The organism is Lysinibacillus sp. HST-98, from assembly GCF_016757845.1.
Classification (GTDB): domain Bacteria; phylum Bacillota; class Bacilli; order Bacillales_A; family Planococcaceae; genus Lysinibacillus; species Lysinibacillus capsici.
This window is the reverse complement of record NZ_JAENHX010000001.1, coordinates 632,509-648,226: the sequence shown is the minus strand read 5'-3', so window position 1 is coordinate 648,226 and position 15,718 is coordinate 632,509. Positions and strand designations below refer to the sequence as shown.

Below are 15,718 nucleotides of genomic sequence, written 5' to 3'. Positions count from 1 at the left end.
ATATCAATGTTGTTACGTATTGAACGTCATTATCTGTTTGAATACTGAAAAAATAACCATACTACAGTGGAGGTGAGAACATGTATAAATTATTATCACATAATGATCTAGACGGAGTAGGGTGTGGGATTTTAGCCAAGCTTGCTTTTAACGATAAGGTGAAAATACGCTACAATTCCATTACAGCACTTGATCGCGAAATCGAATTCTTTTTGGAGAATGATCAACAGAAAACATTTTTGTTTATTACTGACCTTTCTCCAAATGAAGAGAATGAAAAAAGGATTCATGATTATTATCAGGCGACCGGTAATGTGCAATTGTTGGATCATCATAAGACAGCACTTCATTTCAATCAATATGAGTGGGGAAAGGTATTAATTGAGGATGAGCAAGGCTTTTTAACGTCAGCTACATCTTTATATTATCAATACCTCGTTATCCATGGACTATTAGAAAAAACAGAAGCCATTTCTGAATTTGTAGAGTTAGTAAGACAATACGATACATGGGAATGGGAAAAGAACGGCAATTTACAAGCGCAAAGATTAAATGCACTCTTTTTTTTAGTGTCGATTGAAGAGTTTGAAGAGAAAATGCTCGAGCGTTTAAAAACAAGTGATCACTTTGACTTCGATGATTTTGAAAAGAAAATTTTAAGCATGGAAGAAGAAAAAACAGAGCGTTACATTCGACGTAAGAAACGGGAGCTTATTCAAACCACTTTGGGTGAATACTATGCTGGGGTTGTCTATGCAGAATCCTATCTTTCTGAGCTTGGTAATGAATTGGGAAAGGAAAATCCGCATCTTGATTATATTGCGATGATCAATATGGGCAGTAAAAAGATATCCTTTCGAACAATTCATGATCATATTGATGTGTCAGCTATTGCCGCCAAATATGGTGGAGGTGGACATCAAAAGGCTGCTGGCTGCTCATTAACGGTGGAAGCTTACAAGCAGTATGTAGTGGCAACATTCCATATAGAGCCTATTCCAGAGGATGCAAAAAGAAATCGTTATAACATAAAAGGGTCTACGTTTGGGACTTTCTATAAAAATCAGCAAGATGAAATGTTTATGCTCTATTCAAACGATGAGGTTGATTGGATAATTGAAAAAAATAACATGCCACTGACACAATCCTTTGCGGGCTTTAATGAAGCAGAGTGGTTTTTAAAGCGAAATAATCAAGCATGGCTAGTAAGAGATGATCTCTTTGTGGACTATTTAATGCATGAAGTCAATAAAGTTCGTCATCTACATAAAGGGGTGTAATATCCTTTTATACATAATGAATCTTCAACATAGAAGGTTATATAATGCATGATTGAGCACTACAATGAATCATAATGATTTTTATAAAAAATGAGGTGTACGGTTGTCCAATGATATGATTCGAGTTGTGGATTTGGATAAGGAAAATCGGAGAAGTAAGAAATGGCTTATTATTGTGATCCTTTTATTAATGATTGCTAGTGGATCGACGCTGTATTTGTGGTGGGATCAGGATGTGAATTTTGAAGCCTATAAAACGGATGTAGGGAAAACAGCTAGCAATAGCTTAGGAAGGTTAACATTAAATGAAGTGATTATAGATGATAATCAAATTTTACTGAATGCAACTTTCGAACCTGGAAAAGAGTTTAAACTAGACCATCAAGTATTTTTCTTTCCGCAAATTCTCGTCAATGGTCAAGATTATATGGTTCGTAATGGAGGACAGTCCATAGCAAAGTCTGCCAACGTCTATACAATATACAATAGTATTAAAATGGATGATTTTCCGACTGATGAACAATTAGAATTAGTTATTCGTTATAAAGATTGGAATGTTGAAACACCAATTGAGAAGCCATGGGAATTTCAGGTAGATGCTTCACAAGAGCAATTACAACAAGATCGTGAAATCTTTTCTATTGATAAAAAAGTAAAGCATGGTGATCAGCAGGAAATAACCATTGACAAAGTTGTCTCCACACCTATTTCCACAACCATTTATTTTCATGCTGAGGAAAGTGTTGTCAATGATGCGTTACACTTTAAAATCCAATCAAAATCTGGACAATCATGGGCTTTTGCCACACCCTATCCATTAAATAAAGAGGGTACAAGGTGGGGAAGTCGTGTAGATGCACTCTATTTAACAGAAAAAAATTACACTTTAATTCCAATCAATAAAGAGGGTAGTAAAGTAGGTTCTGCAATTAAAATAAAGAAAGATGAATAATGAATTAAATTTTACAAACTCTTAATCTAATAAAAACTGCTTTCCATGTAAAATGAAATAAAAGATATGGAAAGTAGTTGAGAGTTTGCGAAGGCTTTGGGAGATTTTTTTTGTTGCTTTAAAATTGGGCTGTACCTCATTCGGAGGCCCAACAGCTCATCTAGGTTATTTTCAACAGGAATATGTACAGAAGCGTAAATGGCTTTCTGCACATGATTATGGTCAACTCGTTATGTTAAGTCAATTTTTGCCTGGTCCTGCATCTAGTCAGGTGGGGATGGGGGTTGGCTTACTTAGAGGAGGAGTATTAGGAAGCTTTCTATCATTTCTTGGTTTTACCTTACCATCTGTTCTGATACTTATAATTTTTGCCTATTTCTCCAAGTATACAGAGTTTAAGATGGATTGGATTCATGGTTTGAAGTTAGTAGCAGTGGCGATTGTCGCTCATGCTATTTTTGATATGAGCAAAAAATTACTCTCGACAAAATGGCACTGGTTGATTGCTATATTGACATTGTTAACAGTATTGACGTGGCTAAATCCATTTGCTCAAATCGTAGCAATATTGATCGCTGCTTGTTTAGGCTTTCAACTTCTGAAAAAAAGTGACGCGAGTAATACCTCAAAATTAGTTCATATACCTATTTCAAAAACCACGGGCATTGTTTTACTAGTACTTTTTTTCATGCTACTCCTAGGTTTACCTGTATTAGCCGCCTTCTGGCAGCATGAGTGGATTTCCATGATGGAGAAGTTTTATCTTGCAGGTGCCTTAGTATTCGGTGGCGGTCACGTTGTTTTACCTTTACTGGAAACACAATTTGTTCAAAGTGGTCAAATAAGTACTTCAGATTTTTTAGCTGGCTACGGTATGACACAGGCAGTTCCGGGCCCTTTATTTACATTTGCTGCATATATCGGTATGGTCATTGCTGGCGTTCCAGGGGCTATTATTGCTACTTTCGCAATATTTTTACCAGCGTTTTTGCTAGTGGTTGGAGCGCTACCATTTTGGATTAGCCTAAGCCGTATTGCACGTCTTAGAGGTGCGATGGCAGGCGCAAATGCGGCGGTCGTTGGCATTCTAGCCGCTGCTTTTGTACATCCCGTTGTAACACAAACCATCCTCAGCACGTTAGATATTTTCATAGTGGCTGTCTTTTTATGGTGTTTAATTCGATGGAAAATACAACCTTATTTATTGGTGCTTTTAGGAATTGCTGTGGGCGTCATTTTTTATACATGAAAAATCTGCACTTTCGATTGTTAGATTCTAACTAATAATCGGAGGTGCAGTTTGTTTTGTCATTACAGAATCAATATTCATTAAAAGTATCTGTGGGGTTTCATAGCGTTCCTTCTATCGATTCGTTATAATGTAGAAATGGAAAAGACTTAACGCGAAAGAAGGGATTGCTATGGCACGAGGTGTTTACATTCATATTCCTTTCTGTCATCAAATCTGTAATTATTGTGATTTCAATAAATTTTATTTTAAAAATCAACCAGTGGATGAATATATAGAAGCGCTTGGAAAAGAAATGGCCCTGACAACAGAAAAACATTCTGAAAAATTCCGTAACATCGAGACGATTTTTCTTGGTGGCGGAACACCGACAGCTTTATCGCCTGAGCAATTGGACAAACTACTAACGTCTATTCATACGTATATTCCAATGAATAGTGTGACAGAATTTACATCAGAGGCAAATCCAGATGAATTGTCTGCAGCCAAATTGCAGGTGTTGTTCGACGGTGGTGTCAATCGTTTAAGCATGGGGGTACAATCTTTTGACCAGGGATTGCTACAGAAGATTGGACGCACTCATAGTAATGATCATGTCTATGAAACAATCGCCTTGGCTAGGAAAATTGGCTTCCGTAATATCAGCATTGATTTAATGTATGGCTTACCTGGACAAACAATGGCGCAATGGAAGGATTCATTAGCCAAAGCTTTTACTCTTGATTTGCCACATTTCTCTGCCTATTCTCTTATTGTAGAACCCAAAACGATTTTTTATAATCAGTACGCTAAAGGAAAACTGTATTTACCGACAGAAGATTTAGAAGCGGATATGTATGATGTGCTGATGCAACAAATGGCCTTACATGGGCTTCAACAATACGAAATTAGTAATTTTGCAAAGCCTGGGTATCGTTCAGAGCATAACAAGATTTATTGGGATAATGATGAATATGTGGGGTTTGGCGCAGGGGCTCATGGGTATTTAGCAGGTATACGCTATTCCAATCACGGTCCATTAAAAAAGTATATGGAAGCTATTGAGGCAAATGAGCTACCAATTGTCCACGCACATGAAGTATCACAAGTGGAAAAAAGAGAAGAACAAATGTTTTTAGGGCTAAGAAAAACAGAGGGTGTTATGCACTCTATATATGAAGAGAAATTTAAAACACCTATGTCTGCCCATTATGATGTGGTAATAAAAGATCTAGTGTCAAAGGGGCTTTTAGAACAGGATGAGCTTGGGGTACGCTTGACGAGAAAAGGACGTTTTGTGGGCAATGAAGTATTTCAACAATTTTTGCTAGAAGATTGAGCGATATCGTTGACATAAAATGTGGGATTTGATAACTTAATAATAGTATTAGCACTCCTCTTAGTTGAGTGCTAACAGAGGTGATAATCATGCTAACAAATCGGCAGTTACAGATATTGCAAGTCATTGTAGACGACTTTATTGTGTCTGCGCAGCCGGTAGGTTCTCGCCAAATCTCCAAAAAACAAGGGATTACATTTAGTCCAGCCACTATTCGAAACGAAATGGCGGATTTAGAGGAATTAGGCTTTTTAGAAAAAACGCATACCTCCTCTGGTCGAGTGCCTTCGGAAAAGGGTTACAGATTTTATGTAGATCATTTGTTGAGTCCTCAAGGTATTAATTCCAAGGACATTCAACAAATTCAATCAATTTTTAATGATCGACTAGTAGAAGTAGAGCATATTATCCGAAAGTCAGCCAATATTTTATCAGAGCTGACATCGTATACTTCCATACTTTTAGGACCTGATGTCCAAAGGCATCGTGTTAAACGGTTTTCAATTGTCCCTCTCTCAAGCGACACAGCAGTAGCGATTATCGTGACGAATAATGGGCATGTAGAAAACCGCATGTTCAATCTACCACCTGACTTTACCGCTTCTGATTTAGAGAAAATGGTGAATATCTTAAATGATCGCCTTATTGGAGTTTCATTAGAGGATCTCCATAAAAGCCTTGAAGCTGAAGTGCTAGCCGTGTTACAGCAACATGTTCGGTCAGCGGATGATTTTATTCGCGCACTTATCACAGCAACAATGCATAATTCAGAAAGTAAAATTTTCTATGGTGGGAAAACGAATATGTTCAACCAACCAGAATTCCATGACTTAAATAAAGTCCGTATGATTTTGGACTTGATGGAGACGACTAGCCAAGTGCAGTCACTTTTCCATCCGAATGAATCAGGTATTCATATTCGGATAGGCTCAGAAAATAAACAACTAGAAATGGAAAATTGCAGTGTCATTACCACTACCTATTCTATTGGTGATGATCAACAGGGAGCCATTGCTATTATTGGCCCTACACGTATGGATTATAAACGTGTTGTAGCTTTATTAGACGTAATGCGCTTGGATTTAACACAAGCCTTTATGAAGAATCGTAGTGAATGATAATGAGGAGGATTCAAGTGACGGAAACAACGGAAAACAAAGATTTAGTACAAGAAGATGTACAAGCTGAAACGACAACTGAGGAAGTAGAGCAAACAGAAGTTCAGGAAGAAGTAGAGTTATCAATTGAAGAACAGTATGAGGCTAAGCTGGCTGAACTACAAGCAAAGCTGGCTGACGAAGAAAATCGTCACCTACGTTTACGTGCTGACTTCGATAATATGCGCCGTCGTAATCAGTTAGACCGTGAGGCAGCTGAAAAGTATCGCGCCCAAAGCTTACTATCTGATCTATTACCAGTCCTTGATAATTTTGAACGTGCTTTACAAGTAGAGACAACTTCTGAAGAGACTGCATCGATCATTAAAGGAATTGAAATGGTGTATCGCTCTTTAATTGAAGCAACAGAAAAAGAAGGTCTGCAAGTGATTAAAGCTGAAGGTGAGCAATTTGATCCAACAATTCACCAAGCTGTTATGCAAGAACAAGATAGTGAAAAAGAAACGGGTATCGTCTTACGCGAACTACAAAAAGGATATATCTTAAAGGATCGTGTATTACGCCCAACAATGGTATCTGTGAACGAATAGTCTTTGCACTATTTAGTCAATTAAAATTAGTTAGAAAACGCATCCCTTGCGTTGACATAATAGGAGGAAATTTTAATGAGCAAAATTATTGGTATTGACTTAGGAACAACAAACTCTTGCGTTTCTGTACTTGAAGGTGGAGAACCAAAAGTAATTCCAAACCCAGAAGGAAACCGTACAACGCCATCTGTTGTTGCCTTTAAAAATGGTGAACGTCAAGTTGGTGAAGTGGCGAAACGTCAATCAGTAACAAATCCTAACACAATCATTTCTATTAAATCAAAAATGGGTACAGCTGAAAAAGTAACAGTCGAAGATAAAGACTACACGCCACAAGAAGTATCTGCGATGATTCTTCAATACTTAAAAGGCTATGCTGAAGACTACTTAGGGGAAAAAGTGACAAAAGCAGTTATTACAGTTCCTGCTTACTTTAACGATGCACAGCGTCAAGCAACTAAAGATGCTGGTAAAATCGCAGGTCTAGAAGTAGAGCGTATCATCAACGAACCTACTGCTGCAGCTCTTGCTTATGGATTAGATAAACAAGATCAAGATCAAAAAGTATTAGTATTTGACCTTGGAGGCGGTACGTTTGACGTGTCTATCCTTGAGTTAGGTGACGGTGTCTTTGAAGTACTAGCTACAGCTGGTGATAACAAACTAGGTGGAGATGATTTCGATGACGCAATTATAGAATATCTAGTAGCTGAATTCAAAAAAGAAAATGGCATTGACTTATCAAAAGATAAAATGGCGATGCAACGCTTAAAAGATGCAGCTGAAAAAGCGAAAAAAGATTTATCTGGTGTAACATCAACTCAAATCTCTTTACCATTCATTACAGCTGGTGAAGCAGGTCCATTACACTTAGAAATCTCTTTAACTCGTGCAAAATTTGATGAAATTACTTTACCTTTAGTAAATCGTACAGTAGGACCAGTACGTCAAGCATTATCTGATGCAGGTCTGTCAACTTCTGAAATTGACCAAGTTATTTTAGTTGGTGGTTCTACACGTATTCCAGCAGTACAAGAAGCAGTACGCAAAGAAACAGGGAAAGAGCCTCACCGTGGTGTTAACCCTGACGAAGTTGTTGCAATGGGTGCTGCAGTACAAGGTGGCGTATTAACAGGTGATGTGAAAGACGTTGTATTACTTGACGTAACACCTCTTTCACTTGGTATTGAAACAATGGGAGGCGTGTTCACAAAATTAATCGACCGTAACACAACTATTCCTACTTCAAAATCTCAAGTTTTCTCTACAGCAGCTGATAACCAACCAGCAGTAGATATTCATGTTTTACAAGGTGAACGCTCAATGGCAGCTGACAATAAAACATTAGGTCGCTTCCAATTAGCAGATATTCCACCAGCACCACGTGGTGTGCCTCAAATCGAAGTAACATTCGACATTGATAAAAACGGTATCGTATCTGTAAAAGCAAAAGATCTTGGTACGAACAAAGAGCAAACAATTGTGATTCAATCTGATTCTGGTTTATCAGAGGCAGAAATTGAACGCATGGTAAAAGACGCTGAAGCTAATGCGGAAGCAGATGCTAAACGTAAAGAAGAAGCAGATCTTCGTAACGAAGCAGACCAATTAGTATTCCAAGTGGACAAAACAATTGCAGACCTTGGTGAGCAAATTACGGAAGACGAGAAAAAATCTGTTGAAGATGCTCGTGATGAATTGAAAAAAGCGCTTGAAGCTGGTGAATTAGAAGGTATTAAAGCAGCTAAAGAAAAACTAGAAGGCGTATTACAGCCACTAGTGATGAAAGTTTACGAACAAGCGGCAGCAGCTGCTCAAGCAGCTCAAGGCGGCGATGCAGGTGCAGACACTGGCGCTGGTAAAAAAGATGACGGTGTTGTAGACGCTGAATTCGAAGAAGTAAAAGACGATAAATAAGAAGTAACACAGTTAAGTGAAAAAGCCAAAGACCGCTTGCGGCTTTGGCTTTTGTCATGATGTGAGGTCACTTCACGTAAATGCACCATTTATGGGCTAGTTGCATACGTTAGCTGCTAGGAAGTGAGTATCTTCATTATTGGAATTTATAGAACGTTTAATCGAAAAATTAAGGCAGTTTTTTCAACTGCATGTTACAATAGATTTTATGCAAACAGAGCGGAGTGTGAATCATGGAGAAACGCGATTATTACGAGGTGCTTGGTTTAACAAAATCGGCAACAAAAGATGAGATTAAAAAAGCATATCGTAAATTATCAAAGCAATATCACCCTGACCTTAATAAAGAGGCAGGCGCAGATGAAAAATTCAAAGAAATCGCTGAAGCATATGAAGTATTAAGTGACGACCAGAAAAAAGCACGCTACGACCAATTTGGTCATGAGGATCCGAATGCTGGTTTTGGTGGTGGCTTTGGAGGGGGCGGCTTTGGCGGCTTCGAGGATATTTTCAGTTCATTCTTTGGCGGAGGTGGTCGCCGTCAGGATCCAAATGCTCCACGTAAAGGGGATGATCTGCAATATCGTATGAACATCCAATTTGAGGAAGCTATTTTTGGAAAAGAAACAGAAATAGAAATCCCAAAAGATGAAACGTGTGAAACATGTCACGGTTCAGGAGCAAAACCAGGCACGCAACCAGAAACATGTTCGACATGTAAAGGTGCAGGACAAATCAATCAAGCAGTGGATACACCATTTGGTCGTATGATGAACCGTCGTACATGCTCAACATGTCATGGGACAGGTAAAATTATTAAAGAAAAATGTACGACTTGTCGTGGAGAAGGAAAAGTTCAAAAACGTAAGAAAATTAAAGTGACAATCCCAGCAGGTGTGGATGATGGACAGCAAATTCGTGTATCTGGTCAAGGTGAACCAGGTATAAACGGTGGACCTGCAGGGGATTTATATATTATGTTCCGCGTTCAAGGTCACAAGGATTTCGAACGAGATGGAGACGATATTTACTTCGAGTTGAAATTAACATTCCCTCAAGCAGCACTTGGGGATGAAATTGAAGTACCAACAGTCCATGGGAAAGTAAAATTACGTATTCCAGCTGGAACACAGTCAGGTGCTCAATTCCGTCTAAAAGATAAAGGTGTTAAAAATGTTCATGGTTATGGTATGGGTAATCAGTATGTGACAGTAAAAGTGATGACACCAGAAAAATTAACGGAAAGACAAAAGCAATTATTACGAGAATTTGCAGAAATTAGTGGCGATATCCCTGAAGAACAAGGTAGTTCACTATTCGACAAAATTAAGAAAAAATTCCAAGGTGAATAATTAGAGGAGCTGAAGAGCTACGTGAAGTGGTCAGAATTATCCATTCATACAAAAAATGATGCGGTGGAAGCAATTTCGAATATTTTGCATGAAGCAGGTGCAAGTGGTGTTGTCATCGAAGATTCTGCAGAGTTTGCGAAGCCACGTGAAGATCAATATGGTGAAATTTATGCGCTAAATGAAGATGATTTTCCGAAAGATGGCGTGATTGTTAAAGCTTATTTATCGGAGTCTAGTTTTTTAAATGAAACAGTCGAAGAAATAAAAGCAGCTATCACAAATTTAACGAACTTTAACATTGATATCGGTGAAAATGTGGTATCCATTGTCGAAGTCAATGAAGAAGATTGGGCAACTGCCTGGAAGCAATACTACCATCCTGTTAAGATTTCTGAACGCTTTACTATCGTACCGACATGGGAGGAATATACACCTGTTTCAACAGATGAACTAATTATTGAATTAGACCCTGGTATGGCATTTGGTACAGGTACCCACCCAACAACGGTAATGTGTTTACAAGGGCTTGAAAAGGTCATTAAAGAAGGGGATACAGTTGTTGATATCGGTACAGGATCGGGTGTATTGTCTATTGGTGCAGCATTACTTGGTGCCAAAAGTGTGCATGCGCTTGATTTAGATGAGGTAGCTGTACGTTCAGCGCGAGAAAATGTAGCATTAAATAAAGTGGAAGATAAGGTGGCAGTGTTCCATGGTAACTTATTGGATACTGTAAAAGAACCAGCAGATGTAGTAGTCGCTAATATTTTGGCTGAAATCATCATGTCCTTCACAGATGACGCGTATACAATTGTAAAACCAGGTGGATTATATGTCACTTCGGGCATCATCGGAGCAAAGCGAGATGATGTGAAAGTAGCACTTGAAGCTTCAGGCTTTGTGATCGAAGAAGTATTATTAATGGAAGATTGGGTAGCCATTATTGCCCGTCGTCCACTATAACATGACTGAGGAAGCGCCAAATCGTGAGCCGTGTGCTTGTGATTTGGCGTTTTCCTTTCTTGCTAGAAAGGATGTGTGGCATGCAACGTTATTTTATTGAAACAGCTATCGAAAATGCACGTATTAGTGGAGAAGATGCACGGCATATTGAACGAGTGATGCGTATGAAGCAAGGCGACAACATTGTAGTTGTTGCACAAAACACTGCGTATATATGCACAATTGAAGGATTTGAAGGGGATGAGGTCGTCATTGAAGCGACTGGACAAACAATCCCTTCCCCAGAGTTACCCATTCAAGTAACAGTAGCATGTGGTTTACCGAAGGGTGATAAGCTGGAGCTTATTACCCAAAAAGCCACAGAGCTAGGAATGTTTGCTTTATTACCCTTTGAAGCTGAACGCTCCATTGTAAAATGGGACAAGAAAAAAGGTGCAAAAAAGCAAGAAAGATTACAGAAAATTGCCAAGGAAGCTGCGGAACAAGCTCACCGTACGCATATTCCAACAGTTTTTGAACCCATATCATTTAAACAGCTAGTACAACAAATAGATCAATTCGATGCCGTTTTTATTGCTGATGAAGAGGATGCAAAGGCTGAAAAGCGCACAAGGTTTGCGGAGAAGCTAAAAAACGTGTATGATAAGAAGTCGAAATCAATGCTTATTATCTTTGGTCCTGAGGGGGGCATTTCTCGTCAAGAGTCGGAAGCGCTATTACAAGCAGGCGCTCAAACGATGTCATTAGGACCGAGAATTTTACGAGCAGAAACAGCGCCATTATACGCACTGTCTGCCATATCCTATGAATTTGAATGAAAGAGGTGTTCAGCCTTGTCAAAAGTGGCTTTTCACACACTTGGCTGTAAAGTAAATCATTATGAAACAGAAGCAATCTGGCAACTGTTCAAGGAAGAGGGCTATGATCGTACAGAATTTGATCATCAAGCAGACGTCTATGTTATTAATACTTGTACAGTTACCAATACTGGAGATAAGAAATCTCGCCAGGTGATTCGTCGTGCAGTGCGACAAAATCCTGATGCGGTTATTTGTGTAACGGGATGCTATGCACAGACATCCCCGGCAGAAATTATGGCGATTCCTGGCGTTGATATTGTTGTAGGAACGCAGGATCGTACGAAATTGTTGGGCTATATCGAGCAATATCGTGCAGAACGCCAACCGATTAATGCCGTACGTAATATTATGAAAAATCGTGTATATGAGGAATTAGATGTACCTGCATTTACAGACCGTACACGTGCTTCATTAAAAATACAGGAAGGCTGTAACAACTTCTGTACTTTTTGCATTATCCCATGGGCACGCGGCTTAATGCGTTCTCGTGATCCACAGGAAGTATTACATCAAGCACAGCAACTAGTTGATGCTGGCTACCTAGAAATCGTCTTAACGGGTATTCATACGGGTGGCTATGGACAAGACTTAAAAGATTATAATCTTGCACAGCTACTACGTGATTTAGAAGCCAATGTAAAAGGCTTAAAGCGCCTTCGTATTTCATCTATTGAGGCTAGTCAATTGACAGATGAAGTTATTGAAGTTCTTCGAGAATCTAAAATTGTTGTTAATCATTTACACATACCTATCCAATCTGGATCTGATACGGTTTTAAAACGTATGCGTCGTAAATATACAATGGAGTTTTTCGGTGAACGTTTAACGAAACTACATGAGGCCTTACCTGATTTAGCCGTCACATCAGATGTCATTGTTGGTTTCCCAGGTGAGACAGAGGAAGAATTTATGGAAACGTACAACTTTATTCGTGATCATAAGTTCTCTGAACTACACGTATTCCCATTCTCTCCACGTACAGGAACACCAGCTGCACGTATGGAAGATCAAATTGATGAAGATATTAAAAATGAGCGTGTGCATCGCCTTATTTCTTTAAATGATCAATTGGCAAAAGAATATGCCTCTCGTTTTGAAGACCAAGTATTAGAAGTGATTCCTGAAGAATTTGTCCATGATGGCAGTGAAGAAGAAGGGCTTCTAACTGGTTATACAGACAATTACTTAAAAATAGTGTTTGAAGGGCCTGAAAGTCTCATTGGTCAGCTTGTCAAAGTAAAAATTACACAAGCAGGCTATCCACACTCACAAGGTCAATTTGTTCGTGTTTTAGAAACAGTTAATTAATATGAAAAGGATTGCTAACGGTTGGAGGCAATCCTTTTTTTGTTGCTTCAGGAGGAGGGGAATACTCGAATAAATTGGCATATCCATGTCATAGTAGGAATTGAATTGAGCCAAACTAATAAAATAGAAAGATATTAGACGCCAACATGAAAAAGTGGTATGATTCGAAGAGGTACGTACATCTTGTTTAATGAAGGAGCGTTCAACAATGGAAAAAAATTTTGCACGTATGATTGATCATACATTATTAAAGGCTGAGGCAACAAAAGAACAAATTGAAAAATTATGTGCAGAAGCTAAACAATTTAACTTTGCTTCTGTTTGTGTAAATCCTACTTGGGTAAAACGTAGCAGTGAATTACTACAGGGTACAGACGTTTTAGTTTGTACGGTTATCGGCTTCCCACTTGGTGCCAATACGCCAGCAGTCAAAGCATTTGAAGCAAAAGATGCCATTGCTAACGGTGCAAAAGAAGTAGATATGGTTATTAATATCGGTGCATTAAAAGATAAAAACTATGAGCTTGTACAAGCAGATATCGCAGCAGTAGTAGAAGCAGCTAAAGATAGCGCGCTTGTAAAAGTCATTATTGAATCATGCTTACTAACAGATGAGGAAAAAGTGAAAGCATGTGAATTAGCTGTAGCGGCGGGTGCTGACTATGTGAAAACATCTACAGGTTTTTCTACTGGTGGAGCAACAGCAGAGGATATCGCGCTTATGCGTAAAACTGTAGGTCCAGATCTTGGCGTAAAAGCATCGGGTGGTGTTCGTAGCTTAGAGGACATGAAAAAAATGGTAGAAGCTGGTGCGACTCGTATTGGGGCTAGCTCTGGTGTAGCGATTATGAATGGTTTAATTGCCGACTCCAACTATTAATTTTATCTTTTTATAGAGCCATAAGCTCATGTGTACATTGACGTGAGCTTATGGCTTCTTTGTGTTTAATCAGCATAATAATTTTCTATGCACATATACTCCACTGATGAATGTAAATACAGAAAGGAGGATGTCATGTTTACACAGTATAAGTCTTGGAGGCCCTATATTAGTCCCTTTGATCCTTGTAAACCTATAGAAGTTAAGTATTATGCAACACCCCCACAACTATATATGGGTTTTCAACCACCTGGACTTCCACAATTTCCAACCGCAAGAGAAGCGCTAATGGCAGGAACCCTATGGCCACAGTTGTTTAGCCCATACCCATTTCCCCTAAAAGGAGGGAGGAAGCATGACTAAAAAGATGCCGCCCGAATTTTATAAGCAATTAGAAGAAATACAAGCAATTGATTTCGTCATTGTTGAATTAAACCTCTATTTAGACACTCATCCACACGATTATGACGCCATTCAGCAATTTAATGAAAATACAGAGAAAAGTATGAAACTTAAAATTGATTTTGAGCAAAAATATGGACCGCTCATGAATTTTGGGAGAAGCTATTCAAATTATCCTTTTAACTGGATTGATACACCATGGCCATGGCAAGTCTAAACAAAAGACTAGGAGGAAAAATCTTTGTGGTATTATGAAAAGAAACTCCAGTATCCGGTAAAAGTTAGTACATGTAACCCAATGCTTGCAAAGTTTTTAATTGAACAATATGGAGGAGCGGATGGGGAACTGGCAGCCGCTCTACGCTACATGAATCAGCGCTATACGATTCCTGACAAAGTAGTAGGGTTATTGACCGATATAGCAACAGAGGAATTTTCACATTTAGAAATGATTGCCACGATGATTTATAAGCTAACAAAGGATGCAACACCAGAAATGCTGAAAGAAGCTGGTTTGGGTGATCATTATGTAAATCACGATCGGGCTCTATTCTATCAAAACGCCTCAGGTGTACCATTCACAGCAACCTATATTCAAGCAAAGGGTGACCCTATAGCGGATTTGTATGAGGATATTGCAGCTGAAGAAAAGGCGCGTGCCACATATCAATGGATTATTGACTTATCAGATGACACGGATTTAAATGATAGTTTGAAGTTTTTACGTGAACGGGAAATTGTTCATTCCCAACGCTTCAGAGAGGCTGTTGAAATTTTAAAAGATGATAGAGATCAAAAGAAAGTTTTCTAAGACAAAAATGGCTGGCTGTATCAAGGTGAACTTGACACAGCCTTGTTGTGGTTATTGAATATTTGAGAATAAGCTAAGATCTTTTCGATGACCAATCATTACTAATAAATCTTCCTTTTCAATAATTTGCTCAGGAGAAGGGGAGATAATAATTTCTCCCTCGCGCACAATCGCAATTACACTGACGTTATATTTTGCACGCAAGTCTAAGTCACGAAGGTTTTGTCCAGCCATTTTGGAAGGAATCATAATTTCTTCAATACTGTATTCCTTTGATAATTCGATATAATTCAACATATTTGGGGATAGGAGTTGATTAGCCACACGTTCACCCATATCCCTTTCTGGGTAAATAATCCAATCAGCTCCTACTTTATCTAACACTTGCCCATGTCTTTTACCCAGTGCCTTTGCAATCACTTTTTTGATCCCTAGCTCTTTTAATAAAGAGACGGTTAAAATACTAGATTGCATATCATTACCGATCGCCACGATAACACAATCGAAGTTACCAATACCAATCGATTTTAAGGCTTTTTCTTCTGTTGTATCTGCAACCACAGCGTGAGTCACATAGGGTTCGGCATCCTCTACTCTTTCTTCATTTATATCAATTCCTAATATTTCCTGTCCAGCTTCATGCAATCTGCGAGCGACGCTTGTTCCGAATCTACCTAAGCCAATCACAGCGTATTGTTTAATGGTCATAGCGTTTTGC

16 protein-coding genes are annotated in these 15,718 nt (G+C 38.7%); 15 read left to right on the top strand and 1 reads right to left on the bottom strand.

Going from position 1 to position 15,718, the window contains the following annotated elements; genetic code table 11:
* Positions 1–80 precede the first annotated feature (80 nt).
* The 15 genes from JIN86_RS03250 (at position 81) to JIN86_RS03180 (ending at position 15,000) form a co-directional block, all read left to right on the top strand.
* Entirely contained in the window at positions 81–1,280 is a 1,200-nt protein-coding gene (locus JIN86_RS03250) for a DHH family phosphoesterase (RefSeq protein ID WP_004227017.1), read from the top strand.
* A gap of 103 nt (positions 1,281–1,383) precedes the next feature.
* Positions 1,384–2,232, top strand: coding sequence for a DUF4179 domain-containing protein (locus JIN86_RS03245; RefSeq protein ID WP_004227019.1), 849 nt, complete (start codon positions 1,384–1,386; stop codon positions 2,230–2,232).
* A gap of 85 nt (positions 2,233–2,317) precedes the next feature.
* Positions 2,318–3,481, top strand: coding sequence for a chromate efflux transporter (chrA, locus tag JIN86_RS03240; RefSeq protein ID WP_237497106.1), 1,164 nt, complete (start codon positions 2,318–2,320; stop codon positions 3,479–3,481).
* A 172-nt stretch (positions 3,482–3,653) separates the two neighbouring features.
* Entirely contained in the window at positions 3,654–4,799 is a 1,146-nt protein-coding gene (hemW, locus tag JIN86_RS03235) for a radical SAM family heme chaperone HemW (RefSeq protein ID WP_004227033.1), read from the top strand.
* Positions 4,800–4,888: 89 nt separating this feature from the next.
* Positions 4,889–5,917, top strand: a complete 1,029-nt coding sequence (gene hrcA, locus JIN86_RS03230) for a heat-inducible transcriptional repressor HrcA (protein WP_004227036.1) — start codon at positions 4,889–4,891, stop codon at positions 5,915–5,917.
* 17 nt (positions 5,918–5,934) lie between these two features.
* Positions 5,935–6,507, top strand: coding sequence for a nucleotide exchange factor GrpE (gene grpE / locus JIN86_RS03225; RefSeq protein WP_004227038.1), 573 nt, complete (start codon positions 5,935–5,937; stop codon positions 6,505–6,507).
* A gap of 75 nt (positions 6,508–6,582) precedes the next feature.
* Entirely contained in the window at positions 6,583–8,424 is a 1,842-nt protein-coding gene (dnaK, locus tag JIN86_RS03220) for a molecular chaperone DnaK (protein ID WP_004227047.1), read from the top strand.
* Positions 8,425–8,657: 233 nt separating this feature from the next.
* A complete protein-coding gene (gene dnaJ / locus JIN86_RS03215; protein WP_004227049.1) occupies positions 8,658–9,776 on the top strand; it encodes a molecular chaperone DnaJ in 1,119 nt (372 codons plus the stop codon).
* 21 nt (positions 9,777–9,797) lie between these two features.
* On the top strand, positions 9,798–10,739 hold the full coding sequence (gene prmA / locus JIN86_RS03210; protein ID WP_004227050.1) for a 50S ribosomal protein L11 methyltransferase: 942 nt from the start codon (positions 9,798–9,800) through the stop codon (positions 10,737–10,739).
* A gap of 80 nt (positions 10,740–10,819) precedes the next feature.
* On the top strand, positions 10,820–11,557 hold the full coding sequence (locus tag JIN86_RS03205; RefSeq protein WP_009373826.1) for a 16S rRNA (uracil(1498)-N(3))-methyltransferase: 738 nt from the start codon (positions 10,820–10,822) through the stop codon (positions 11,555–11,557).
* A 15-nt stretch (positions 11,558–11,572) separates the two neighbouring features.
* A complete protein-coding gene (gene mtaB / locus JIN86_RS03200) occupies positions 11,573–12,907 on the top strand; it encodes a tRNA (N(6)-L-threonylcarbamoyladenosine(37)-C(2))-methylthiotransferase MtaB (protein ID WP_004227055.1) in 1,335 nt (444 codons plus the stop codon).
* Positions 12,908–13,115: 208 nt separating this feature from the next.
* Entirely contained in the window at positions 13,116–13,787 is a 672-nt protein-coding gene (gene deoC / locus JIN86_RS03195; RefSeq protein WP_009373827.1) for a deoxyribose-phosphate aldolase, read from the top strand.
* A 135-nt stretch (positions 13,788–13,922) separates the two neighbouring features.
* Positions 13,923–14,150, top strand: a complete 228-nt coding sequence (locus JIN86_RS03190) for a spore coat associated protein CotJA (protein ID WP_004227061.1) — start codon at positions 13,923–13,925, stop codon at positions 14,148–14,150.
* Positions 14,143–14,406 (top strand): spore coat protein CotJB, encoded by a 264-nt coding sequence (locus JIN86_RS03185; RefSeq protein WP_016994107.1) that lies wholly within the window; start codon positions 14,143–14,145, stop codon positions 14,404–14,406. Before JIN86_RS03190 ends, JIN86_RS03185 begins: the two co-directional genes overlap by 8 nt.
* 24 nt (positions 14,407–14,430) lie before the next feature.
* Positions 14,431–15,000, top strand: coding sequence for a manganese catalase family protein (locus JIN86_RS03180; RefSeq protein WP_004227065.1), 570 nt, complete (start codon positions 14,431–14,433; stop codon positions 14,998–15,000).
* Between the two features lie 51 nt (positions 15,001–15,051).
* Here JIN86_RS03180 and JIN86_RS03175 read toward each other — a convergent pair whose 3' ends face one another.
* Complete coding sequence (locus tag JIN86_RS03175) at positions 15,052–15,708, bottom strand: potassium channel family protein (protein WP_004227067.1); 657 nt, start codon at positions 15,706–15,708, stop codon at positions 15,052–15,054.
* Positions 15,709–15,718 lie beyond the last annotated feature (10 nt).